The following is a 24861-nucleotide window of genomic DNA, read 5'->3' on the forward strand; positions in this document are numbered from 1 at the left end:
ACTGCCGCAGGCGAAAGCGCGTCGCGAGAAGTATCCTGGTCGCAAGCCGGTACCGGATCGCCATGACGTCACACAATTGTTGCCGTTCATCGACGCAATTCCAGCCATCCGTGGCATACGCGTTCGCCCTTGCAAAAGCCTCAAGTGGTCTTTGCAGATCGTGGATACGACAGTGAAGCACACCGACAGAAATTGCGCGATCGCGGTATTAAACCTGTTCTCGCCAAGCGCCGCACTGAACATGGCAGCGGACCTGGAAAGTATCGATGGGTAGTCGAACGTACTCATGCATGGTTTCATAATTTTCACCGTCTGCGAATCGGCTACGAGCGACTGGCTAAGATACATGAAGCCTTCTTGAAATTCGCTGCTTGCCTAATCTGCTGGAATACTTTTCAGCGATCTATTTCCGCATTTTGAAACCGCCTCTTAGTTTTCCGTCAGTCCCAACATTCTGTCTAGAAATACACTCGCGAGAATCCCTGCGACATAGCCATTCCTCGGCGTCCCTGCGTACACAGGGTTGCCCCAGGTGCTTGTATTCCAGGTGCGCATCGCGTACGGGCTGAGGACAATGTTCCGTCCGACTGCAATATTCGCATCAAGCTTCAAGCCAAACTGGGTCCGCCCAACCGTGTAGCCGCCGCCCCCGGCCGCCCCATTCTCCTGTTTCAAATACGATTGCTCGTTCGGCGTGAGTGTGGCCCACAAAAAGCTTAAAGCATAGCTATCGAGGGGGCGGCTGCGAAGCGGCGCTTCCACCATCACGCCTCCGATTCCGGTTGTCGCCAGTCCGGTACTCGCGTGCGCATCGAAGCTTGTCGTCAGACTGCCGAATATGGAAACCGCTGTGGGGTCGCTGAGGTCTCGTTTGCCACCATCCGGCCGGTATACGACTTGTTTGCCGCCCAGATACATACCAGATGTGCCGTGGTGCGTTCGCAGCGTTAGCGGATCCGTTTGCGTTGCGGTGTTATGGTAGAAAAGCAATTCATAGCGTTTCGGATAGGACTCGGTCCGATAGGTAGTGCCGTAGACGATGTTTGCAAGCCAGGTGTTGCTATCCGTCACGGCATCAGTCCACTCCCAACCATTGGTGGTCGGAAACGCTGGGTTAGAGCGCCATACTCCGGCCTGCACCGACCACGCAGGTGTCAGGTTATATTTCACGCGCCCACCCCAATTCGAATAGATCGGGGGATTCATGCCCGCATTCTTTTGCAGGATCGCACTTTGGCAGCCAAAGCCCTGGTTGCAAACAGGCAAACCGAAATCCGCGCCAGGATTGCTCTTTCCAAATTCGATATCTAGCTGATCACGCAACGCTTTCTGTTCCCAGGTAAATCGTACGAGATGCGACACCTTCGGTACATAGGGCCCGGGCTGTCCTGCCAGCACGTCACCGGCTTGCAGGCCCCATCCTAGGTCCGTTGTGAACGGCACGAACACCTGTTGAAAATGAATGGTGGCACCTTTGAGCCCCGCAATTTTCTGCATGTCGAAATCGGCACCGATCGAAAAGAACGTCAGCGCTTCGTGATTGCCGGTTTTTTCGCCCATGTTTGGGTTGGCCAAGTACATCTGCACGACGTTGAATATCGGCGTAAAGCCCCAGTCGTTCATTCTTGCGCCAATCCCCGACAACATCCCATGACGCTGAGTTGCCGAAGGCTCCGGCGTCACATTCCCAACGCGCGATACATGCGCTTGATCGACTGCGGCGACAGTCTCTTTAGAAGTCGCGAGTTCGGTCAAAGAGCCCATTCTGCCCTGAACACTGTCATGTTTTATTCGCGGCGTGGCAACGGCACGATCGGAGCTGCTTGCTGAGGACGCGGCATTCACGGTGGATAGTGCGGTCGGCGCGGGCGTGTCGGACGTTGCCTGCGCGTGTGTCGTGCCGCACTGGGACATCGCTGCCAATAAAATCGCGCCAGCATGCAATCGTTTTGTTTTGTGCCGAGGTAAGCGTTCAGGCTGATAAAATTTCACTGCTGTCTCCTGCTGTGTTTTTTTTAGGGCAATACGGTCCCAGCCGTGCCTTCGAGGGCACGGTCAATTGCAAGGTAAGAAAGTGCGTGACTTGTCGCTTACCAGGCGGTTGCGCCACCGTCTACCAGAAAATCGGCCGCCGTGATCCAGCTAGCTTCATCAAAAGCGAGAAACAATGCGCACCAGGCAACATCTTCCGGCTACCCGATACGGCGGATCATCATCTTGTGGAGTGCCGAGGTAACGAACGCCGGATCGGTTTGCATGTGCGCGCGCGTCGCCGAAGTCTCGACGAGCGCGGGCGAAATGCTATTCATACCAATGCCATGTGGGCCGCCTTCCATGGCGAGTTGCCGAGTCATGGCGAGCACACCCCATTTGCCCGCACAATGGGCCAAGGCTGGCGACCCATCAAGTGCGACCGAGGCATTCGCCGACGCAAAGTTGATGACAGAACCGCCACCGCGCGCGATCAGTACTGGCCAGGCGGCCTTGCAAAGTGAAAATACGATATCAAGTTCACCCGTCAACGTGCAACGCCACTGCGTCTCGTAATTCATCTGCTGCAGCCAGGCAAAAGCACCAAAGGCTGCCGCATTGACTAGCGCATCGAAACCACCGTGCTGTTCGCGGGATAACCGTACTAGGCGCGCAGTGTCTGCAGGCTGCGTAAGGTGGCATGGATGCAGGCTTTCCATGCTTAGCCCAAGGCTACGTGCGTCTTCACCCTTCTGCTTCGCAGACTGAGAATCGATATCGCAACCGATCACCTGAGCACCTTGTGCGGCGAAGAGGCACGCGCGTGCTCGGCCGATACCGCTGCCGATGCCGGTCACTAGCGCGGCCTTTCCTTCGAGGCGATGGCCGCGCCGCACGGGCAGTGCGCATTTGAATAGAGGCTTCATGGAGGGACAGATCAGCGTGACGTGTATCGGCTGGCACCGAACGATACCGCGAATCCCAATACCGCTAATGCAGTAAAGGCCATCCCCCATGACTGCAGGACGGTAAAGCGTGACCCGCCGTGCCCGACCAGCACCATCACAATGATAGGACTGCAGAAGTATCCGATTGATTGGCTCGACGTGAATGCACCGGTGCCAAAGCCACGGCGAGCGAACGGTAAAGACCGCAGCCCCCAACTGATCATCGCCGGAACGGCCATGCCGCATCCTAGTCCATTGATCGCACTACCTAATGTTAATACCGCGAAATCGCGAGCAGCGCCCATTGTAAGAAAACCTATTCCGCACAACAACGCGCTCAGTGCGAATTGCGGTAGTACCGTGAACCTGCGCGCCAAACGCCATCCGAACAGGAGCGTACCGACAATCACACCCACGCTATTCAACGCATAGGCGATGCCGATCGCGCCTGTCGAATGAACGTGGAGTGCCACCAGCATGAACGAGAGATGCACTGGTACCACCATGAACACCAGCCCCACCAGGAATGCGGCCAGACAGATCAAAGCAAGCAACCAAGGTTTAAATACCGGCTCTACCGAAGAAGCAGTCACCGTGACGTCGCGAACGTCGTTCGCACGGTGCGTGTTCCATATAAAAATTTGTACGAATGGTGCTAGCAGAAGCGGCAATGCGTAAGCGGTGAAAGGCGCGCGCCATCCATATGCACCTAAGGCGCCGCCGACCAGATTGAAAAGAAATGCGGATGACGACGCAACCGTCACTTGTAACGACGCATAGCGGTCGCGTTCCGCACCGCTAAAATAGTCCCCGATAAACGAGGTGCTCACCGTCATTACCGCTGCCTCGGCCAGTCCAACCAATGCACGACTGACGAGAATTGTGTAGATGGAATTGAGATACAGCGGCGCCGTACCTGCCACGGCATATAAAACCAGCGCGCTAACCAGCACGCGTTTACGCCCCACGCGGTCACTGACCGCACCAATCGGCATGGCGAGCGCGCCGAGAATCAGCATGGGCATCGTGACAATTATCGGCACTAGCGTATCGATCTTGGGCACATCCGCGAAGTGGTGTGCTATAACGGGTAAGACCGGTCCGATCACCGTTGGTGCGAGCGTGGCGCAGATCACGGTGCTAAGTAGAATCAGCGCGTGAAATAGCGTCGCCTCGCGGGGTGCCGATGCAGCGCTCGGCCTACACATTTGAACGTGCACGAATTCGTCTCCTTTTTATGTCGGGCACGCGATCCGGCGCGGTAGGTAGTCCGCTATGAACGCTTCCCGTTTGTCTGAGACGAATAATTCCGGTAGACACCGTACGACACAATCAGATTGCGTTGATGGCACCATTTGACCGCATCAACAGATGCGACCTGAAAGAGGCGTTTGCACCAACGCCATTCACATTCGGCTGACTGCGGGCATATCCGTGCGCTGTTCCGACTGCTCAATCAGAACTCGCCGCATCCAGAGATGTGCCGGATCGCTGTTGTTGATTGCATGCCATTGCATGACTTCTACGAACGGCGGTATTTTCATCGGCAGCGGGAAACGCCGTAACGGAAGGTAGCGGCAATAAATGTCCGCGAGTCGGGTGTGAACCGTTGCAACACGGGTTGTTCCCATCACGAGCTGCGGTAGCGTATTGTAATTAGTTGTCGTGACTTCTATCGAGCGCGACAAGCCGAGATTCGCCATCATCAGACTTTCAAAACTGACGCTGCGACTGTCGCCGAATGTTGCCGCGACATGCCCCATTTTCTTATATTGATCCAACGTCAGTGTTTCGCCCACTAGTGCATTGCCGCTCCATACGATGCAACTGAACGTTTCCTCGAACAGCGTCTGCGATGGATGTGCTGGACTGACCGAGGCGCTGGGATAAATGACGAAATCGACTTCTCCCCGATCTAACTGGTCCTGGACGTCGTCCGTCATGTTGGCAATGTGTAAAGTAATCCCGGGCGCTTCGCGTTGCAGTCGCTGCACCACATCGACAAGTAACACCGTGGTGAGATAGTCCGATGCGCGGATGACAAAATTACGGCGTGCCTGAGCGGGGTTGAATTCCAGCCGTGCGACTACGGTGGATTGTACGGTCAGCAGGATCTCCCGGACGGGTTGCGCGAGGCTACGCCCGAGCGGGGTCAACTCCATCCGCCGTCCAACCTGCATAAGTAATTCATCGTCGAAATATTCACGCAGTCGCCCGAGCGCACTGCTCGTGGCGGACGCGCCGATGTGCAAGCGTTCGCTCGCGCGCGTCACGCTGCGCGTATCAAGCAGCGCATCGAGAGCGACGAGCAAGTTCATGTCGAAGTGGCCTAATCTCATGGCTCCACTATCCGACGAACCATACGATACGATCAATGCGTGTTTCCACTAGGAATTGATGGTCTCGATAGATAAGCCGCCATACAGTACAGCCTTGCAATCAAAAAAAATCGATTCGACGGCATCGTCGATTACAAAAAAAGGAGGCAGTCATGGCGAGTACTTTTGCCGGGCAACGCGATGCGCCAACGCATATTATTGAAAACGGCACGCCCCTCCTACCGGTGCTATGTCCTCATCATTTCGCGATCAGTGTACCTAATCTTGACGCGGCCTGCGATTGGTACGCTCGCATCCTGGGTTTCACCATCGAGTCACGGCTAACGATCGACACTATTGCCGCGCGAATCGCTTTTCTGCATCGCGAGGACTTTCGTATCGAGATTTTCGACATGCCGGGCGCTGCTGCTTTGCCCGAAACGCGCCACGTTCCGAATTACGATCTTCGTACGCAAGGCAATAAACATATGTGTTTTGATATCCCGAACGTGGCGCAGGCTGTGGTGGCGTTGCGTGCGCGGGGCGTCGATATTGCCATGGAGCAAATGGTCCACGGCAATCCCACTGCGTTCATTCGAGACGTATGCGGCAATTTGATCGAATTGCTGGAGCCGTTCGCTGCGGATTGTAAAGTTTCCTGATCAATCCATTCCTCGGGATCAATACAGTCATGACGTCATCTTTCAATCCCTTACGTGGATGGCACGTCGATCGAGACGCCATCCGAATGGTTGGCCACGACCTGCGGCGACCTGAATGTATCCTCGCCGAACCAGATGGCACCTTGTGGACGGCGGATGCGCGTGGCGGTGTCGTTCGCATCGACGCCAGCGGCATGCAAACGCTGATTACGCAGCAAGACGAAAAGATCAGTTCAGTGATCGATTCAAGTACCGAGCAACTCCTGCTCGGCAAGACCTTGCCGAACGGGCTTGCTTTCGATCGCGACGGCAATATTCTAATCGCCAATTTTGGCACCGATGCGATCGAACTGATGTCGCGTAATGGCACGTCGCGAACGTTGTATGACAGGATCGATGGAGCGCCGCTGGGTAAAACCAACTTCGTGCTTAGCGACTCCCGGGGACGCATCTGGTTCACGGTCACCACACGGCAGGTGCCCTGGACCCGCGCCATTAATGGAAAGACCGCCGATGGTTATGTCGGACTTATCGATGAAAATGGGATCCGAATCGTCGCAGATCATTTTGTTGGCACGAACGAAATCCGTCTGGACGCCAACGAAGAGTGGCTGTACGTCGTGGAAACAAATGCACGCCGTATTTCGCGGTTGCGCGTTGCGGAAGATGGGTCGTTAAGCCATCGCGAAGTCTATGGTCCTCCCGACCTCGGTGGTTTCCCCGATGGTTGTGCTTTCGACGGGTTTGGCAATCTCTGGATCACATTGATCCTCAACGAGAAACTCGTCGCACTTACGCCTGACGGTGAAGTATTGACGCTCCTGGATGATGGCAACGCCGCCGCTTTCGCGCGTTACGAATCGCACTATGCAAATGGTACGACGACACCCGAGTTAATGGGTGCCTGCCGAGGCACGATTGCACCGATGATGGCAAGCATCACTTTCGGTGGCCCAGACCTGCGCACAGTCTATCTCGGCAGCCTTGCCGGCAGCGCGCTTGCAAGCTTTCGGTCACCGATTGCCGGGTTACCGCTTGCCCATTGGAGAAATACATGATTTTAGAGATTGCGCATTTTCGCATTCAGTCAAGCGCGGACAATCCTGGTTTTGAAGCTGCTTTCGCTATCGCCCAAATTATCCTGGCGAGCATGCCGGGTTATCTTGGTCACGAATTGCACCGCTGTATAGAAGATCCTTGCGAATATCGCCTGCTGGTTCATTGGAACACGGTGCAAGATCATATAAAAGGATTTCGCGAATCGGCGCGCTTCGCCGAATGGCGTGCTCTGCTGCAGCCATTCTTCGCTGCGCCGCCCTCGGCAGCGCATTATGAAGCGCGATTCACGAGTCATCCGTCTTGCTAGCATCAAGCGGAGTGAGGCGCACGTTCGCCAGTTCCGGAAAACGAAGGAGACAGTCATCATGAAGCTGGCATCACTTAAAAGTACTTATCCAGATGGTAGGTTGATCGTCGTGTTCCGGGATTTGCGCAACGCGCTCGACGTAAGCGCAGCGGTACCCAGCATGCGCGCCGCGCTCGACAACTGGGATCACGTATTCCCCGATTTGCTGGCGCGCTACCAGGCATTGAACCACAACGAAGCGGCCGAGGCGTTCGCCTTCGATCCACATGCGTGTACGGCACCCCTGCCGCGTACGCATCAGTTTGTTGACGCTTCCGCATTTCTTAACCATGGCCGAATAATGACGCAGGCTTACCATCCAGAGAAGAAATCTGATCCGTCTGTTCCGATTTTGATTCAACGCCAGGGCGACGATTTCGTCGGCCCGCACGACGACTATCCGTTTCCCGACGAAGCGGACAACTGCGATTTCGAAGGCGAAGTGGGGGTGATACTCGCCGACACGCCGATGCGCACCCATGCGGACAACGCGCTTTCGCACGTACGGCTTTTGACCCTCTTCAATGACGTAAGCATGCGCAAGCATCTGTTTCGCGAACTCGGCATGGGCTTTGGTTTTATTCTGGCCAAGCCAGCAACGGCGTTCGCACCGGTCGCAGTGACGCCAGACGAGCTGGGCGAGGCGTGGCGCGACGGACGCGTGCATCTGGACCTCCACGTCACACGAAATGGTGTGACGTTCGGGCATCCAAACGGCCGGGAAATGAGCTTCGGTTTTCACGAACTGATCGAATACATCACGTACAACCGGAACTTGCGCGCGGGAACGATCCTTGGATCTGGCACTTTTTCCAATGCAGACTATCACCGCACCGGCGCTGCTTGCTTGGCAGAACAGCGCGCGATAGAGACGATCGAAACCGGCGCATCGTCCACTCCCTGGCTATCGTTCGGCGAGCGATTGCGCTTTGAGATGTTCGACCTGGAAAGTCAGTCGATATTCGGTGCGATCGATCATCGCTTCGTTCAGGTAGGAGCGCGCGCATGACTCAAACCTACGACATCGTCGCGATGGGGGCCGGTCACAATGGCCTTGTGGCCGCAGCGTACTTGGCAAAGGCGGGCAAGAAAGTGCTCGTGCTCGAACGCAAGGCTTGGCCCGGTGGGGGTGTTAGCACGCGGCAGTTGAACACCCCGGGGTACTGGCACGACGAGCATTCCAGCGTTCACATCATGATTCAAGGTAATCCGATGCTAAGGCAGGATGAGCTCGGGTTGCTGTCGAAACATGGCCTCAAATATCACTATTCATCCGTGCCCCACGCCACGATCATCCCTGATCAGTCCGTGCTGTTTACTTATAAGGACATCGACAAGACCTGCGAGTCGTTTGCCACCGTTTCGGCTAGAGATGCTGAAACGTATCGCGATTTCGTCAAGATAAGTCAGAAAATCCTGCAGGTATTCATGCCGGGATTGTATGGGGCACCACCGCCGCTTGGCGAGCTTGTCGCTATGCTGGACCGCAGCGAGGAAGGTCGGCTGATGCTTGATTACATGAATCGGGATTGTCTTGACCTCGTCAATCAGCTCTATGAGAGCGATAAGATCAAGATCCATCTACTGCGGCTTGTGAGCGAAAACCTGCAAGCACCGAATGAACTGGGCAAAAGCATGGGCGTCTTGCTGATGCTGGGCATCATTCACACTTATGGCGTATCACAGCCCGTAGGCGGAAGCGCAAAGCTGACAGAGGCACTAGTACGCTGCATCGAATCATATGGCGGAGAAGTCCGGTGCAATGCGGAAGTCTCGAAAATACTTACCAGCGCGGGACGCGCCACCGGGGTCCAGCTCGTGGAGGGAGAACAGATCTTCGCGAAAGACGGCGTAATCGGCGCCATTCACCCGCACGTGATCCGGAAGTTCGTCGATGGTGTACCGGAACCCGTCACGCAACGGGCAGAACGTGCGACGCTTGCATCATTCTCGATCATGGTTAGCCACTACGACCTGAAGGAGAATGCACGCTTTCATGCCGGTGACGAGGTTGGCTACGCGAAGATGCTCGAATTCATGGCAACGGATAGACTCGACGAAATGCTAGCTGACTTTGACGACCTCAAACGCGGTGTGATCACCGAGCGTCGCCTGTGCGCCGGTGGCGATGAAAGCATAGGTGACAAGACGCGTGTGCCGACCGGTGCGGGTATGTTCCATGGCATTACTTTCGCGCCGTATCACTTAAGCGACAAACGATGGGCTGGCCGGCAATGGGACGAATTCAAGGAAGAAATTGGTGACCTGTCCCTTGCACATTACCGCAAGTTCGTATCGAACCTGACCGCCGACAACATCGTCGCCCGCAGCATAGTTAGCCCGGTGGATCTGGAACGATCGAGCCCGAACAGCATGATGCGCGGTGACCTGCACGGCGTGGCGCCGTACTTTTACCAAAGCGCCGGTCATCGGCCGACCCCAGACCTCGGGCAATACACGGTGCCAGGCGTCGAGCGGCTCTATCTTGCCGGACCTTTCCAGCATCCCGGAGGGGGCGTCTATGGTGCCGGACGCGCGACGGCAATCAGAATGTTCGAACAGCTTGGCATGGATTTCGGTAGCGTCGCGGCAAGCGTTCGACAAGACACAGGCGTGCCATCACCGGTCGCCAACGTAAATAAGGAGGGCATGGTACTGCGCGGGGCCGCCGACGAAGAATTGATACATGTCGAGTCTCTCGAGCGTGTCGGCAACGAACTGGTCATTAAAGGCAAAAGCTTTGGTACGATGCCGATGGAGGCTCGACTCCATGCCGCGTCGGCTCGCGCGGGCCTAAAAATGCTCGGCGCTTCGCGTCTCGCGTTTCTGGCAACGCTGCCTTTCCGTAGAGGGGGGCAGAGATGACGCATGTCGTGGTGACAGGTGCGGAGGGGTTTGTCGGACGCGCGCTCGTCGGGCGTTTGTTGTCGGAAGGCCTGGGCGCACGCAAATTATCCAGGCTGACGCTGATGGACATTCACTTCGACGAGCCGCATCCAGATCGGCGCGTTGTGCAAGTGTCAGGCAGTATCGCGGATGCGGCGGTTCGAGCGCAGGCGTTCAGCAACCCGGTGGATGCGGTATTCCATCTCGCCAGTATCCCTGGCGGCGCGGCGGAAAAGGACTATGCACTCGGGCGCTCGATTAATCTCGACGCAACGCTCGGGATGCTCGAAGACCTTGCAAGTCAAGTCGACACGCCGCGTTTCGTGTTTGCGAGCACGATTGCAGTGTACGGGGAGCAGTTACCCGATACCGTTGACGAAGATACCCTGCCAGCGCCCGCACTGAGCTACGGCGCGCAAAAATTGATGGGAGAGTTTGCCGTTGCCGATGCCTCTCGCCGCGGTTGGGTGCACGGATGCTCGCTGCGCTTGCCGGGTGTTGTCGCACGACCCGGCGATGGCGCAGGCATGATGTCCGCTTTCATGAGTCTATTGTTCTGGAAGCTGGCAGCGGGGCAGCCGATTACCGTCCCGGTTTCGCGTGAAGGCACGGCATGGTGGATTTCGGTCGCTCGGTGCGTGGACAATCTGCTGCATGCCGCGACCGTCGATCCGCATCGCTTCAACGCCCGCCGCACGTATCAAATGCCCGTCCTCCGTTTGAGTGTCGGTGACGTCGTCGATGGGCTTGCCGAGCGCTTTGGCGTGGATCGGAAGACACTTGTCACGTATGCCCCCGATCCGTTTATCGAACGCCTTTTCGCATCCTATCCACCGATGCTGGCACCGCAAGCGGAGCGACTCGGATTGCGGCATGACGGCAGTGTCGAACAACTCATCACCCGGGCAACCTCCGCCTGAAACGCGGTGTGTCATCCGCGCATTATCGGAACTACATCCATGAATATCATCGGACTTGAATTCCTCGTCTTCGGCGTCGACGATCTGGCCGGTAGCCGACAATATCTACTAGATTACGGCCTTGAAGAGAGGCATTACGATTCAGAGCGGGGCGGTATTTTTACCGCGTTGGATGGCACCGGACTTATCCTGCGCCCGGCCGACGATCCCGCGCTCCCACCCTTACCCCCCAAAGCGGCAACGCCCAGCTTGCGCGAGACGGTATATGGGGTAAAGGACAGGCAAACGCTAGCAGCCATTCATGAGAATTTGGCAGTCGACCGTGACGTAACGATCGACGAGTGCGGAACGGTCCACAGTATTGACGATGCAGGATTCGGTATCGGCTTCATGGTGACAAAGCGGCACACATATGAAGCACGTCATCTGGGTTTCAATGTCCCGGGTCAGCCCCCGGGTCGTGCATTGAACGATTGCGCGGCGAATCCGGAAGAAATCATCAAGCCACGCACGCTGTCGCATGTCGTGTATTTCGTGGAAGACGCCCTAAAGGCCGAGATATTTTATCGGCGGCTTGGTTTCGTTGTCACCGATCGGTTCAACAATCTCGGTCCGTTCATGCGCCCGGCCGGCACCAACGATCACCACACGCTTTTCATGATCGAAAGCCAGAATGAACACATGATCGGCTGCAATCACTTTACATTTCATCTGGGATCGGCAAACGAGGTGCTGCAGCACGGCTGGAATTTCGTTAAGCGTGGGTACAAGAGTTTTTGGGGGCCCGGGCGCCATATCCTCGGGAGTAACTATTTTTGGTATTTCAATAGTCCGTTCGGTGCCACGATCGAATTCGATGCCGATATGGACTTGCACGACGAAAGCTGGACGCCCCGCGCGTGCGATCCAGGATCGGACAATTCACAGATATTTCTCTTCGATGCGCGCGACAAATGGGCGCCCGGTGAATGAAAGGGGAGCGCCATGACTGCATTACGCGTGCTCTGCCATCTTCATGAGCTGCCAGACGGCGGCTCGCGAGGCTTTTTGCGCGAAGGCCTTGACGATCAATTATGCGTCGTGCGGCAAGGCGAAGACGTATTCATCTGGCGCAACGACTGCCCGCATGAACATCGGCCGATGGAATACCGCCAAGACCGTTTTCTTTCCGCCGACGGAAGCCATATCGTCTGCTATGCGCACTCCGCGCACTTCGATATCCGAACCGGTGAATGTTTTGCCGGACCCTGTAAAGGCAAACGCCTGAACCCGGTGCCCGTGCACGTCGAAGACGGAATGGTATGGATTCCCGTCCAAATCCCCTCGATCTTCGACTGATTTAACCTATCTGAACCAAGGCGACCACATCATGTTTCAGTACTTTCAAACAAACTACGTATGGAGCCTTTCCACGATGATTGCGCTGACGCATGGCGGCAATATCGGAGAGGTGGATGCCATGTGTGCGCCGCTTCTCGAAGCCGCTCGCGCCGGTGATGATCCAGGTACACAAGCGTTCTATGAAGCATGGAAACGCGGGGCGGACGCGCTGATCGCGCTAGCCGAAGAAGATCTTGCACAAGGCCATGCACTGTCCGCGGGCGAGAAGTTGAGTCGTGCCGGCCTCTACTATGGCATTGCCGAACGGATGCAGGCCCACGGCTTCGCGGCGCGGCTAGCCATCTATAGAAAGTCGCTCGAGCTGTTTGAGCAAGGACGCAAGCTCGCACGGGAGAACTGTGTCCGTGTCGAGATTCCTTATCGAGACACGTACCTCACCGGGCTCTACGTACGAGCCGAAGGTCTGGCGCCAGGTACGCGCGCGCCGATCGTCGTTGTCATGAATGGTCTCGATTCGACCAAGGAAATGTTGCAAAAAAGTGTGATGGGCACGATGTTCGCCCGCCGTGGCCTGTCCGCGCTTTTTGTCGACCAGCCGGGTACCGGCGAGGCACTACGTCTGCAGGGACTGCACGCCGTACACGATTCGGAGGCCTGGGCGACACCGATCGTGGATTGGCTAGAGCAACACGTCGACACGGCGGCTGACCGAATTGGTGCGCTCGGTGTGTCATTGGGCGGGTATTACTGTCCGCGTGCCGTGGCGTTCGAACCGCGGTTCGCGTGCGGGGCGGTCTGGGGCGCGAATCATGATTGGCGCGAGGTGCAACAGACCAGGCTGAAACGCGAGGGTGAGAATCCAGTGCCGCACTATTGGAAACACGTGCAATGGGTCTTTGGCGCAAAGGACATGGATGACTTTCTGGCGAAAGCCGAACACATGCACCTGAATGGCGTGCTCGATCGAATTCGTGTGCCTTTCCTCATCACGCACGGGGAAAGCGATCGTCAGATCCCTTTGAAATACGCCTATCAAAGCTTCGAGCAGTTGATTAACAGCCCGGATAAAGCATTGTTTGTATTCACCGCACGTGAAGGCGGGGTCGAACACAGCTCGCTCGACAATCCATTGAACGCGGGTAATCGCATTGCCGACTGGCTTGCTGGACAGCTCGGCGGAACGGTGGTCTGAGCATTGCGGTTCAACATCGGACAGAGATATTCACTATGACACCTATCAACAAGGTCTTGGTCATCGGGGGCGGCATTGGCGGAATGTGCGTTGCCATCATGCTGCGCAAACAGGGTATACAAGTCGATCTCATTGAGATCAACCCGCGATGGGCAGCTGACGGCGCCGGCATCACGATTAGCGGCCCATCATTGCGTAGCTTGCGCGAGATAGGCGTGGTCGACGAGGTGTTGAGGCGCGGAGGCTCGTGGCGGACCGTCGACATCTGCGATGCAAACGGAAAAGTTAATGCCACCGTTCCCGTTGCTTCGGCGATCGGCGCGGAGGACCTTCCCGGAGGCGCGGGCATCATGCGCACGGTTCTCGCAGATATTTTGGGCACTGCCACACAGAATGCCGGCGCAAACGTAAGGCTCGGACTAAGCTTCGACCGGATAGAACAGGATAGCAGCGGCGTCGAGGTCCGGTTCACTGACGGTAGCCATCGGACTTACGATCTCGTGATTGGCGCGGATGGCCTACATTCCGCGGTTCGGAAAATCGTCATGCCTGATTTTGCGGGACCGTCATTCACGGGTCAAGGCTCCTGGCGGGCCGTCGTGCCGCGCCTTCATCAGAATTCCACTATCTACATGGGCGAAACCACAAAAGCGGGAATGAACCCCATTAGTGCGACGGAATGCTATTTGTTCGTTCTCGACAAACGCCCGGGATCGGAGTTCGTCGCTCCGGAGGAATGGCCACGCATGCTTGCCGACTTACTCGAGCAATTTGGCGGTGCCATTGGGACGTTTCGCGCGGGTTTGCTCGATGGTTCGCTCAATAATCCTCGCGTGCTGTACCGACCACTTGCGGGTCACTTGATCGAGGCGCCTTGGTATAAAGGACGCATCGTATTGCTCGGCGATGCGATCCACGCAACAACCCCACACCTTGCGTCGGGCGCGGGGATAGCGGTCGAGGGCGCTATTGTACTCGCGCAGGAACTCGAACGACATGACGCCATTGAGGACGCGTTGATCAATTATGCCGAAAGGCATTATGAACGTGCGCGACTGGTCGTCCGTGCTTCCAACCGTATGGGGGTACTCGAACAACAAGGTGGATCGCGCGAAGAACACACCAGCGTGATGGTCGAGGCGCAGGAAGCGCTACGCCAGCCCCTCCGGTGACAGGCTTTCACGCTACTATAAGAGGCCTATTCATGAAGACATTCATCGACTCGCACAACCGGGTGGCTGTCGTGGCCGGCGCTCTTGAAGACGTTATCGATACAAGCAAGGCTTGCAGCAACCACGGGGCTCCTTGGACTGTTACTGAGCGTGGTGGGCGGTTTGAGCCTTTGGGGGCAGGGTCGAAGTGCCGCCGCCGCTGAACGGATGTCACAAAATTTTTTACCAGCGATGGCTGATCTGGGGGACACGCACGCGTATCTGGCGATCACTACGCTGGTGCTAAACCAGATGGCGCTGAATCTGGATGCGCCCAATTTTTCGCGACTCCGGGACATTTCGGTTGATGTGCAGAATAAGGCGAATAATGCGTTCAAGCTTTATATGAGTGCGCCGAAGTTGCCAGAAGAGCAAGAGCTAGCGGCCGACGCCGATGTGAAGCGTATCGCGATGACACGAAGCCATCGACCAATTGCGCTCTACGATCGATCAGCGAGACACTGCCGGGATCTATCGAGTTTCCAGCGAGGTGCTACCGTCTAATTTTGTCCAAGTCGACGGCGCGATCAGAAAATTAAAGCAATTTATCAAAATACAGGCGACATCGCGCGCCGACCGGGCCATGGCAATGGCGCGCGCTATTCACGCCTTGACGATCGGCTTGGTCGTCTTCGGATTGACGGCCGCTTCGCTGAGTTGGCTGTTGCTGCGCCGAGCGATTATGACGCCGCTGAACGAGGCGCTTGGCCATTTCTCCCGAATCGCGGACGGTGACCTCATGGGTAAAGTGCGCAGCCGTACAAGTGATGAAATGGGGCGTCTATTGAGCGACATCGAATCCATGCAACACCGCTTGAGCCTTACGGTTACGGTCATGCGTACCGGCAGCGATTCGATCTTCACCGCAACCAATGAGATCGCATCGGGTAACAATGATCTGGCTGCTCGCACCGAAGAGCAGGCGGCATCCCTTCAGCAGACGTTGGCGAGCATGGCGCAGTTGAGTGTCACCGTGAAACATAATGCAGATAATGCGACGCAGGCAAGGCAGCTCGCGCAGGGTGCGTCAGAAGTCGCCACGATTAGCGAGACGTTGGTGACCGGCGTCGTTAGTACGATGGCGGGCATTGAGGCGAGCTCTCGGCAAATGGTCGAAATCATTGGGATCATCGAGGGTATCGCGTTTCAAACTAATGTCTTTGCGCTCAATGCTGCCGTCGAAGCGGCGCGGGCGGGAGAGGGCGGCCGTGGGTTTGCCGTGGTAGCGGGCGAAGTACGCACGCTTGCCCAGCGGTCGGCTGCGTCTGCGAAGGAAATCAAGGCCCTCATCACCAACTCCGCCGACCGTGTTGATGAAGGGGCGCGAATGGTCAACGATACAGTCGCGAGCATGATCAAGGCGCGTGAAGCGATACAACGTGTCACGGGGATCATGAACGAGATTTCCGAGGCTTGCGATGAACAAGGCAGGGACATTGATCAGATCAAAGACGCCGTCACCCAGATGGATATCGTCACCCAACAGAACGCTGCGCTTGTCGAGGAAGGAGCGGCAGCGGCTGAAGCGTTGCGCGAACAGGCAGCACATTTGCGAAATTCCGTATCTGTTTTAAAGACACTGGAATTGACCCGATGAATCGCGATGAGGCTATTGACGTTTGCAATATCGAGAAATGCTAGATGCTCGGTTTCAAGTGTTTCAGCAATGCTGCAACCGCAGTTGCAGGAATCGAATTGATGCGTCGTATTCGCAAGGAGTAGTTCGACCTGACTAAGTTCGGTACCAAGGATGCTTTCACGAACGATGTATGGAACCCGCCATCTCCTATTGATATGTCATCCTACATATAAACATGTTCTCAACGATCTTACCTATTTGCACCAGAATCGTCACGAGCACCGTGGTCAGATAGTCCGACGCCCGGATCACGAAGTTGCGGCGCGCCAGCGCGGGATCGAACTCGAGACTCGCGACGACCGTCGACTGCACATTCAGCAGTATCTCGCGCACCGGCTGTGCAAGGCTCCTGCCGAGTGGCGTCAGCTCCATGCGCCGGCCCACCTGCATCAGCAACGGATCGCCGGAATACGCGAGCAGCCGCCCCAGTGCGCTGCTCGTCGCCTATGCGCCGATATGCAGGCGTTCGCTCGTGTTACGCTGCGCATGTCAAGCAGCGCGTCGAGCAAATTCATATCGAAATGACGCAGTCTCATGGGGCCGCACTATCCGGCAATCATTCGATCACATCAATGCGTGTTTCCACTAGGAATTGATAGTCTCGACAGGTGAAAGCCTCTACAGTACTAGCAAGCAAACGACATGACGCGCCTCGTAGCGCGCCAGACAAGCAGGAGACACCCGCCATGACGACTGCGCTTCTGACGCTGTCCGAGGACGTGCCGCATCTCGACGATGACCGCGCAGCAGCCCCTCGGTCCTCGACCTCGACCTCGACCTCGACCTCGAACCATCCGAACCCGCCGCTTCTTTCCGTGCTGCGCCCACATCACTTTGGCGTTGGCGTGCGCGATCTCGATGCCGCAATCGACTGGTACGGGCGCATGATCGGCTTCGCGCTTGAATCGCAGATGACGATCGACAAGATTTCCGCGCGCATCGCTTTCCTGGGCCGCGACGGCTTTCGCATCGAACTCTTCGAAGTGCCCGGCGCGGCGCCGCTGCCCGACGAGCGGCGCATGCCGAACCTGGATCTGCGCACGCACGGCAACAAGCACATGTGCTTCGAATTACCCGACCTACGCGGCGCCGTCGCCGCACTGCGCTCACGGGGTGCCGACATCGCGTTCGAACTGGTCGTCGACGGCAATCCAACGGCATTCTAGCGCGATGTATGCGGGAACCTGATCGAACTGCTCCAGCCGTTCGCCATCGACAGACCGGCGGCGTGACGCGCAACAAGCCTTCGACGACGCTCCCCTCTTCCACCCACAATGCATTTTCCGATGACGACATCGTTCAATCCCTTGAGCGGATGGCACGTGAGCTGCGACCACATTCAGATGGCCGGCCGAGACCTGCTGCGCCCCGAATGCATCCTCGCCGAGACCGACGCCACTTTATGGACAGCTGATGCGCGCGGCGGCGGGATGCGCATCGCACCTGACGGTACGCAAGCGCTGATCGCGCAGCAGCCCGATCATGCTCACACGCCCGCTTCCCGCGACGAGCAGCAACTCGTGCTAGGCGGCACACTGCCGAATCGCCTCGCGTTCGATCGCGAAGGCAACATCGTGATCGCAAACTTCGGCACCGACGGGATCGAACTCATGACGCGCGATGGCGCGCCGCTCGGCAAGACCAATTTCGTGCTGACAGATTCGAAAGGCCGCATCTGGCTCACGGTCATGATGCGCCAGGTGCCGTGGACGCGCTCGATCAGCGAGAAGACGGTGGACCGTTACGTCGGCCTGGTCGACGAACACGGCATTTCGCGTCTGAGCGTAGCTGGCGACGGCGCGCTCAGTGCCCACGAAATTTATGGCCCGCACGATCTAGGCGGCTTCCTGGACGGCGTCGCGTTCGATGCGCACGGCAATCTGTGGATCACGCTGATCCTCACCAATAAGCTGATCACGCTCACGTTGGAAGGCGAAGTGTGGACACTGCTAGACGACGGCAATCCCGAAGCGCTCGCGCGCTACGAAGAGCATTGCCAGCAAGGCACGCCCACGCCCGAACTGATGGACGCGTGCCGCGGCACGGTCGCGCTGATGATGGCCAGCATCACATTCGGTGACCCCGATCTGCGTGCCGTATATATCGGCGGTCTCTACGGTACGACGCTTGCGAGCTTCCACTCGCCCGCCCCCGGTCTCGCGCTGCCTGACTGGAGCCCGCGATGATGCTCGAAATCGCAGACTGTCGCATCGCGCCCGGTAGCAACTCGGGCTTCGGAGTAGCATTTGCCACGGCGCAAGCATTCCTCGCTGCAATGCCGGGCTATAGCGATCACGAGCTTCAGCGCTGTATCGAGGACTACCAGTGGATACCGACTGGCTCGTGCGTTGGATCAAGGTCGACGACCATATGCAGCGCATTCGCGGATCCACGCCCATCTCGCAGTGGCGTGCGCTGCTTCAGCCGTTCTTTGCGAACGTGCTGCTTTTCGGGCACGTGGTCGAGAACCCGACGGAGAACTAGCCGCAGGCCCCCTTTCTTTTTCTGATCCATTGGACAACCGAGATGATCGAACACATCAAAACGGGCCAGAGCGCCCAAGTGAAAGCGGACAATAACGCGCAGGTTCGCGCGACAGTGGAGAAAATCATCGCTGATATCGAGGCGCGTGGCGAAGTGGCCGTGCGCGGCTATTCGGAGCGTTTTGACAATTGGAATCCGGCCAATTTCCATCTGTCCGCTGAGGAGATCCAGGAGTGCATCGATTCGCTCAGCCTGCAGGCCATCCAAGATATCAAGTTCGCGCAGGCGCAGATCCGCCGCTTCGCGCAAATTCAGTTGATGTCGCTGCGAGATGTCGAAGTGGAGACGCTGCCCGGTGTCGTGCTCGGACATAAGAACATCCCGGTGAATTCGGTCGGCTGCTACATTCCGGGCGGCAAATATCCGCTGCTCGCGTCGGCGCACATGAGCGTGCTGACCGCGAAGGTCGCGGGCGTGAAACGCGTGATCGCGTGCGCGCCGCCGTTCGACGGCAAGCCGTCGCCGGAGATCATCGCTGCGATGGCGCTCGCGGGCGCCGATGAAATCTACGTGATGGGCGGTGTACAAGCCGTCGCGGCGATGGCGCTCGGTACCGAACACATCGCGCCCGTCGACATGATCGTCGGCCCCGGCAACGCGTTTGTCGCCGAGGCCAAGCGGCAACTGTACGGCCGCGTCGGGATCGACCTGTTCGCCGGTCCGACGGAAACGCTCGTGATCTGCGACGACACCGTCGACGCCGAACTCGTCGCTGTCGATCTGCTTGGTCAGGCCGAGCATGGTCCGACGTCACCCGCTTACTGCATCACGACCAGCAAGAAGATCGCCGCAGAGCTGCCCGCCGCGATCGAAACAGTGCTCGCGCGCCTTGACACGGCGCCCGTCGCGAGCGTTGCGTGGCGCGACTATGGCGAGATCATCCTGTGCGATACCGACGAAGAAATGCTGCAGGAAGCAGAACGTCTGTGCTCCGAACACGTGCAGGTGATGACTCGCGACCCTGATTGGTTCCTGCAACGTATGACCAACTACGGCGCGCTGTTCCTCGGCCATCGCACGAACGTCTCGTACGGCGACAAGGTGATCGGCACCAACCACACGCTGCCGACGATGGGCGCGGGCCGCTACACGGGCGGCCTGTGGGTCGGCAAGTTCATCAAGACGCATAGCTACCAGCGCATTCTGACCGACGAGGCGTCGGTGCACATCGGCGAAGTCTGTTCGCGCCTGTGCGCGTTGGAGCACTTCTCGGGCCACAAGGAACAGGCCGACATCCGCGTGCGCCGTCTCGGCAAGCGGGACTGACATGACGACACCCATCCCAGCGCATGGCTCACATCCTGTCGCCGTTGTCACCGGCGCGACAGGCGGACTCGGCGCGCAGATTTGCCGCACGCTCGCGCAGGCGGGTTTCTCCATCGTCGCCGGCTATCGCAATTCGGCTGCCGGGGCGCAGACGCTCGTCGAACAGTTGCCGGGCGTCGGACACTGCGCGCGCGCCGCGCCCGTCACCGACAGCGCGGCGCTCATGCGTCTCGCCGATTCGGTCGCGACCCGCTACGGCCGTTGCGATGTGCTCGTCAACTGTGCGGGCACCACCCGTTTCGTCGCACATGAAGATCTTGACGGCGTGGACGACGCGCTGATCGACGACGTGCTCGCGACCAATGTGCGCGGCCCGTTCGCAATGGTGCGCGCGCTGCGTCCGCTGCTCGCTCGAAGCGAGCTCGAAGGCGGCGGCGTAGTGGTCAATATTTCGTCGATCGCCGCGCAGACGGCGATGGGCAGCAACGTGATCTATTGCGCGTCGAAAGCCGCGCTCGACAATCTCACGAAATCGCTGGCCCGTGCACTCGCGCCGTCGATCCGCGTGGTGTCGGTATCGCCGGGACTCGTCGACACGGAGTTCGTCAAGTCGATGGATAGCGCGTGGCGCGATGCACAGGCGGGCCGCACGCCGCTCGGCCGCCTCGCGCAGCCCGAGGAAATTGCGGGCGCGGTGCTGGCCGCCGTGCGCCATCTGCATTTCACTACCGGATGCGTGCTGCCCGTCGACGGCGGCCGTCCGCTCGGATAATACACAACGAAGGAGACAGGCACCATGAAGCTCGCGTCGCTCAAAAGCAGCAGTTCCGATGGGACACTTATCGGGTTCTGTCGCAATAAGGCGGTCTGTTATTCTGAAAGGCTATGGTGAGCACTGTTACGTTCTCGAAGCGGTCACGTAAGCTTGGCGCATGAACACCTCGTCCATTTACCGCGGACACCGTTTTCCACCTGCCATCATCGGCCTAGCGGTGCGCTGGTACTTTCGCTTCTTGCTGAGCTCGCGCGACATGGACGAATTATTGCTCGAGCGCGGCGTGATCGTCAGCTACGAATCGATACGGCGGTGGTGCGATAAATTCGGGGCGCGATTTGCCGCACATGTAAAGATCACCGGCCGTAGCGCCAAAACATGGCATCTCGATGAAATGTTCGTGCGTCTACGCGGTGAGCCTTACTGGCTCTGGCGCGCCGTTGACGAGCAAGGGCAAGAACTCGACATCCTTTTGCAAAAGCGTCGTGATACCGCCGCAGCTGAACAATTCTTCAAGAGGATCTTGCGCAAGCACCCGGCACCGCGGGTCATCGTGACAGATCAGCTTCTTAGCTATCCGGTTGCCAAAGCCCGAGTGCCCGCGCTGGCCAAGACGAAGCACATCTCCATACGGGCTGCCGCACGCGTAAATAACCGTGCCGAAGATAGCCATCAACCAACACGTGAACGTGAGCGCCGCATGCGCGGCTTAAGAGATCGGCGACGTGCCCAGGGCTTCCTCTCGAACTTCGGCCCAATTCGACAGCATTTTGCACTCAAGCGCGAAACACTTGGCGCCATCGAACACCGCCGTCAGATCACGGCGCATCTTGCGTCATGGCAGCAATTGACGCTTGGGAGCCAAAATCCGTCCGCGTTTTGAAAGCAGGCAGTGAAATGCCCTTTTCCCGGTCCACGCCCGATAACGTGACAATGCCGCAAGCAGTAATCCAAGTTGTCGACCTGGGCAATGAATCGTTCCAGGTCCAATGTGCGTACGATGTGTAATTCCATCTTAATCGCATAGCGTCGCTCCTGGCCATCGATGCGAATCGAGACGTCGCCATCGCGAAAGCGCGTTGCTTGCTCTGGCGCGATAGCAGCACAGACAGATACTCTCCGCCCAGCACACCAGAAACCTCAAGCGCCTTGCTCAAGTGATGAAGCACTTCCACCTCAAATGCCCGTATTGATACATCATTCGATTAAATTGCACAATATATCAACAAACATTTGATTGATTAACACGATTGGATGCTTCACACTTTTGATCATATCGATATGCACAAAAGTGCTAAAACATGTCAATCACCACTCCTTCTCAGTGCGTCAACGTTCCCGAGCGCCCAAATGCGCTCGCGCGATTCGTGGAAGCAATCGCCGATATCGCCCCCGGGCTGGTCATGAGTGTCGCCGTAGGGGGCGCAGCGCTATCCGTCAATGCACTGCAAACTTGGCTATTCCATCGCACCTGGCTAGATAGCCTTGTGCTGGCGATTCTCATCGGCGTAACACTCCGGAGCGCTGTGCCCGTGTCAGACCGCTATCAAAAGGGCATCGCATTTTGTGCGAAGACGCTACTGGAGATCGCGGTGATGTTGCTCGGCGCATCGATCAGTGCCCATGTCGTGCTGGCGCAGGGCGTGGGCTTGCTGATCGCAATCGCCACCGTGGTGGCATCGACGCTGGTGACAGGTTACGCTGTAGGGCGAATAATCGGACTCCATCGCGAGTTGGCGCTACTGGTTGCTTGCGGAAATGCCATCTGCGGCAATTCGGCGATTGCCGCGGCGGCACCCGTAGTCGGCGCCAAAGGTCGGGACATCGCCGCGGCCATCGCATTTACCGCGGTGCTGGGCGTCTTAGTCGTGCTGTTGTTGCCCATGTTGGGAGGTCTACTTGGGTTGTCACCGCGCGCATATGGCGTATTCGCTGGCTTGACCGTTTATGCCGTCCCGCAAGTATTGGCCGCTACCGCGCCAGTCTCCGCGTTGAGCGTTCAGGTGGGAACGTTGGTAAAGCTGGTCCGGGTGCTGATGCTTGGCCCGGTATTGTTGATACTTTCGACATGGCTACCGCGCGCGCGACGTGCCGACGCGACGCAAAGCCGACAAACGGTTGCATGGCATCAGCTTTGCCCTTGGTTTGTCGTTGGATTTCTTGCACTGATGGGCTTGCGCTCGATTGATGCGCTACCGCAGGCGGCATTGGCACCCGCACAATCCGTTTCCACGTTCTTGACCATTTTATCGATGGCGGCACTCGGCCTGGGCGTCGACATTCGAGATATAGCGCGATCTGGTGGTCGCGTGGTGGCATCTGCGATATTGGCCCTTGTCGCCTTGGGCGCATGGAGTCTGCTGGCCATGCGCCTGTTATCACTTTAATGGCCACTACGCAGTCGAGGCGGTCGCCATGCAAAATCGCTAGATAAACGACTTCGCATGATCCAACACGTAGTCGCAAGCTTTGCGTTTCAGATTGTCCTTGATATTGTCCAAGTTGAGCGTCGTGCCGTTGCTGCCTTGGAGTAAGCCGGAAACGCCCTCGCGATAGCCGCTGTCCCGCTGTGCCGTTGTACCGCTCAGCCCTGCGTTTTGCAATAATTTGTCTTTGACAGTCTGAGCGTTTGACGCGTTCAGATATTTGTTTTTAGCGCAGTAAACCAACACGCCGGCCGCATTGATGCCAGTGCGACTACTCATCGCCGGCATTCCCAAGCTTCCGAGCGCACCACTCATTGCATTAGCCGTGCTGCCGGCACCCTTTGACCCGTCAAGCTGGCCGCCGTTCAACTGCTGTTGCGCTTGCGCCTTCAAATTATCCACGAAGTTCGCTGCATTGGCCGGAGGAACCGCGCAGACGGCAATGAGGAAGAGTAGCGGAACCACCGCCGATGCATGATGGGTGACGGATTGTCTCATTTTGTTGATTACCTCCGATAGCGAGTTATCCCGGCGTTGCACACGCCATCAGCACACAGCTTATACTGACTGGCGCGCACGGTTGCATCCGTGCTTCGCGTCCCAAGCGAGGCGGATCGCCATGACTGCCGCGTCATCGCACTCAGGACTCCGTCGGCAAATATCACAGCCAGCGACTTTCTTCCCCTACCTTGCGCCTTTGCATTCATAGATGAATACCGTCACCCCCCCTCCTGCGGGCTCCCGCTTCGCCATGGTCGCCCTTGAACACGCGAGCCGCTTGTTGAACCACGGTCCAACCGTCATGATTACGTCACTGCACGATGGACGCCGCAATGTGATGTCCGCAGCATGGTCCACGCCCGTTGAATTTGTGCCCCCTCGCCTCGCCGTGGTGATTGACAAGCAAACCTTCACCAAATCACTTATAGAAGCGAGCGGGCAATTTGCCATCTGTGTGCCGAATGTCGATGGTGCAAGGATGACGCGCGACGTTGGCATTGTGTCGGGTCGCGATGAAGACAAGTTTGCCGTTCATGGTATTCCATCGCTGGTTGGACCCGTGCTCGGGATGCCCGTGATTGAACAGGGATGCTCTGCCTGGCTCGAATGTCGTTTGATACCGGAAGCGCATACGGAAGACGCGTACGACACCTGCTTTTGCGACGTCGTATCCGCCGCGGCCGATCCCGCCATTTTTCGAGATGGTCACTGGCGGTTCGATGGCAGCCAACCCTCGCTACACACGCTGCATTATTTGGGTGGCGGCAATTTCGTCAGCGTCGGCAATGCGTTTTCGGTCGGCGCAATAGAGTGACATGGTGCGGCGTGACCTGAAGATCGCCGCCGCACGCCCCATA

General features: G+C 57.6%; 25 protein-coding genes and 2 pseudogenes. 21 read left to right on the forward strand and 6 right to left on the reverse strand.

Annotated elements, in window-relative coordinates; all coding sequences use genetic code 11:
- Positions 1-61: 61 nt before the first annotated feature.
- Positions 62-420, forward strand: a pseudogene (locus SJQ66_RS10605) (transposase); the annotation flags it as partial.
- Positions 421-429: 9 nt separating this feature from the next.
- On the opposite strand, the gene SJQ66_RS10610 reads toward SJQ66_RS10605, so the two are convergent.
- The 4 genes and pseudogenes from SJQ66_RS10610 to SJQ66_RS10625 all read right to left on the reverse strand — a co-directional run bounded on the left by SJQ66_RS10610 (position 430) and on the right by SJQ66_RS10625 (position 5257).
- Positions 430-1992, reverse strand: a complete 1563-nt coding sequence (locus tag SJQ66_RS10610) for a carbohydrate porin (RefSeq protein WP_052738436.1) — start codon at positions 1990-1992, stop codon at positions 430-432.
- A 98-nt stretch (positions 1993-2090) separates the two neighbouring features.
- Positions 2091-2987, reverse strand: a pseudogene (locus SJQ66_RS10615) (SDR family NAD(P)-dependent oxidoreductase).
- Positions 2909-4138, reverse strand: a complete 1230-nt coding sequence (locus tag SJQ66_RS10620; protein ID WP_157685883.1) for an MFS transporter — start codon at positions 4136-4138, stop codon at positions 2909-2911. Before SJQ66_RS10620 ends, SJQ66_RS10615 begins: the two are co-directional and overlap by 79 nt.
- 186 nt (positions 4139-4324) lie before the next feature.
- Positions 4325-5257, reverse strand: coding sequence for a LysR family transcriptional regulator (locus tag SJQ66_RS10625; protein WP_046153862.1), 933 nt, complete (start codon positions 5255-5257; stop codon positions 4325-4327).
- Positions 5258-5409: 152 nt separating this feature from the next.
- On the opposite strand from SJQ66_RS10625, the gene SJQ66_RS10630 reads away from it, so the two are divergent.
- The 12 genes from SJQ66_RS10630 to SJQ66_RS10685 all read left to right on the forward strand — a co-directional run bounded on the left by SJQ66_RS10630 (position 5410) and on the right by SJQ66_RS10685 (position 16450).
- Positions 5410-5898, forward strand: coding sequence for a VOC family protein (locus SJQ66_RS10630; protein ID WP_320534034.1), 489 nt, complete (start codon positions 5410-5412; stop codon positions 5896-5898).
- Positions 5899-5927: 29 nt separating this feature from the next.
- Positions 5928-6956 carry an SMP-30/gluconolactonase/LRE family protein gene (locus SJQ66_RS10635; protein ID WP_046153861.1) on the forward strand — a complete coding sequence of 343 codons (1029 nt, stop codon included), beginning with the start codon at positions 5928-5930 and terminating at the stop codon, positions 6954-6956.
- Positions 6941-7264: an antibiotic biosynthesis monooxygenase family protein gene (locus tag SJQ66_RS10640; RefSeq protein ID WP_320534035.1), complete on the forward strand. Its 324-nt coding sequence runs from the start codon at positions 6941-6943 to the stop codon at positions 7262-7264. The genes SJQ66_RS10635 and SJQ66_RS10640 overlap by 16 nt, the downstream gene beginning before the upstream one ends.
- A gap of 58 nt (positions 7265-7322) precedes the next feature.
- A complete protein-coding gene (locus tag SJQ66_RS10645; RefSeq protein ID WP_320534036.1) occupies positions 7323-8312 on the forward strand; it encodes a fumarylacetoacetate hydrolase family protein in 990 nt (329 codons plus the stop codon).
- Entirely contained in the window at positions 8309-10168 is a 1860-nt protein-coding gene (locus tag SJQ66_RS10650) for a phytoene desaturase family protein (protein ID WP_320534037.1), read from the forward strand. Before SJQ66_RS10645 ends, SJQ66_RS10650 begins: the two co-directional genes overlap by 4 nt.
- A complete protein-coding gene (locus SJQ66_RS10655; RefSeq protein ID WP_046153858.1) occupies positions 10165-11109 on the forward strand; it encodes an NAD-dependent epimerase/dehydratase family protein in 945 nt (314 codons plus the stop codon). Before SJQ66_RS10650 ends, SJQ66_RS10655 begins: the two co-directional genes overlap by 4 nt.
- A gap of 39 nt (positions 11110-11148) precedes the next feature.
- Complete coding sequence (locus SJQ66_RS10660) at positions 11149-12081, forward strand: VOC family protein (RefSeq protein ID WP_046153857.1); 933 nt, start codon at positions 11149-11151, stop codon at positions 12079-12081.
- Positions 12082-12093: 12 nt separating this feature from the next.
- Entirely contained in the window at positions 12094-12447 is a 354-nt protein-coding gene (locus tag SJQ66_RS10665; RefSeq protein WP_046153856.1) for a Rieske (2Fe-2S) protein, read from the forward strand.
- 31 nt (positions 12448-12478) lie between these two features.
- On the forward strand, positions 12479-13642 hold the full coding sequence (locus SJQ66_RS10670; RefSeq protein ID WP_046153855.1) for an alpha/beta hydrolase family protein: 1164 nt from the start codon (positions 12479-12481) through the stop codon (positions 13640-13642).
- Between the two features lie 35 nt (positions 13643-13677).
- Entirely contained in the window at positions 13678-14814 is a 1137-nt protein-coding gene (locus SJQ66_RS10675) for an FAD-dependent oxidoreductase (RefSeq protein ID WP_046153854.1), read from the forward strand.
- An 84-nt stretch (positions 14815-14898) separates the two neighbouring features.
- Entirely contained in the window at positions 14899-15357 is a 459-nt protein-coding gene (locus SJQ66_RS10680) for a Tar ligand binding domain-containing protein (RefSeq protein ID WP_157685882.1), read from the forward strand.
- Between the two features lie 79 nt (positions 15358-15436).
- Positions 15437-16450, forward strand: coding sequence for a methyl-accepting chemotaxis protein (locus tag SJQ66_RS10685; protein ID WP_157685881.1), 1014 nt, complete (start codon positions 15437-15439; stop codon positions 16448-16450).
- A 189-nt stretch (positions 16451-16639) separates the two neighbouring features.
- Here the strand turns inward: SJQ66_RS10685 and SJQ66_RS10690 are convergent, their stop codons facing one another.
- The gene (locus SJQ66_RS10690; protein ID WP_157685880.1) at positions 16640-16864 is read right to left on the reverse strand and encodes a hypothetical protein; all 225 of its coding nucleotides are present in this window, start codon (positions 16862-16864) and stop codon (positions 16640-16642) included.
- Positions 16865-17178: 314 nt separating this feature from the next.
- Here SJQ66_RS10690 and SJQ66_RS10695 point away from each other — a divergent pair, with 314 nt between their 5' ends.
- The 7 genes from SJQ66_RS10695 (at position 17179) to SJQ66_RS10725 (ending at position 23464) form a co-directional block, all read left to right on the forward strand.
- Entirely contained in the window at positions 17179-17658 is a 480-nt protein-coding gene (locus SJQ66_RS10695; protein ID WP_082103063.1) for a VOC family protein, read from the forward strand.
- A gap of 120 nt (positions 17659-17778) precedes the next feature.
- Complete coding sequence (locus SJQ66_RS10700; protein WP_024904323.1) at positions 17779-18678, forward strand: SMP-30/gluconolactonase/LRE family protein; 900 nt, start codon at positions 17779-17781, stop codon at positions 18676-18678.
- Positions 18679-18817: 139 nt separating this feature from the next.
- Positions 18818-18976 (forward strand): hypothetical protein, encoded by a 159-nt coding sequence (locus tag SJQ66_RS10705; RefSeq protein WP_253464014.1) that lies wholly within the window; start codon positions 18818-18820, stop codon positions 18974-18976.
- A gap of 42 nt (positions 18977-19018) precedes the next feature.
- Positions 19019-20302 (forward strand): histidinol dehydrogenase, encoded by a 1284-nt coding sequence (gene hisD, locus SJQ66_RS10710; protein WP_046153853.1) that lies wholly within the window; start codon positions 19019-19021, stop codon positions 20300-20302.
- A 1-nt stretch (position 20303) separates the two neighbouring features.
- Positions 20304-21074: an SDR family NAD(P)-dependent oxidoreductase gene (locus SJQ66_RS10715; protein WP_024904321.1), complete on the forward strand. Its 771-nt coding sequence runs from the start codon at positions 20304-20306 to the stop codon at positions 21072-21074.
- 160 nt (positions 21075-21234) lie between these two features.
- Positions 21235-21960: an IS6 family transposase gene (locus tag SJQ66_RS10720; RefSeq protein ID WP_046153852.1), complete on the forward strand. Its 726-nt coding sequence runs from the start codon at positions 21235-21237 to the stop codon at positions 21958-21960.
- Between the two features lie 418 nt (positions 21961-22378).
- Positions 22379-23464 (forward strand): YeiH family protein, encoded by a 1086-nt coding sequence (locus SJQ66_RS10725; protein WP_253464012.1) that lies wholly within the window; start codon positions 22379-22381, stop codon positions 23462-23464.
- Between the two features lie 39 nt (positions 23465-23503).
- Here the strand turns inward: SJQ66_RS10725 and SJQ66_RS10730 are convergent, their stop codons facing one another.
- Entirely contained in the window at positions 23504-24001 is a 498-nt protein-coding gene (locus tag SJQ66_RS10730; RefSeq protein ID WP_024904318.1) for a DUF2501 domain-containing protein, read from the reverse strand.
- 211 nt (positions 24002-24212) lie between these two features.
- Here SJQ66_RS10730 and SJQ66_RS10735 point away from each other — a divergent pair, with 211 nt between their 5' ends.
- Entirely contained in the window at positions 24213-24818 is a 606-nt protein-coding gene (locus SJQ66_RS10735; protein ID WP_024904317.1) for a flavin reductase family protein, read from the forward strand.
- Positions 24819-24861 lie beyond the last annotated feature (43 nt).

It is taken from the genome of Robbsia andropogonis (assembly GCF_034047095.1).
In the GTDB taxonomy this organism is placed as follows: domain Bacteria; phylum Pseudomonadota; class Gammaproteobacteria; order Burkholderiales; family Burkholderiaceae; genus Robbsia; species Robbsia andropogonis.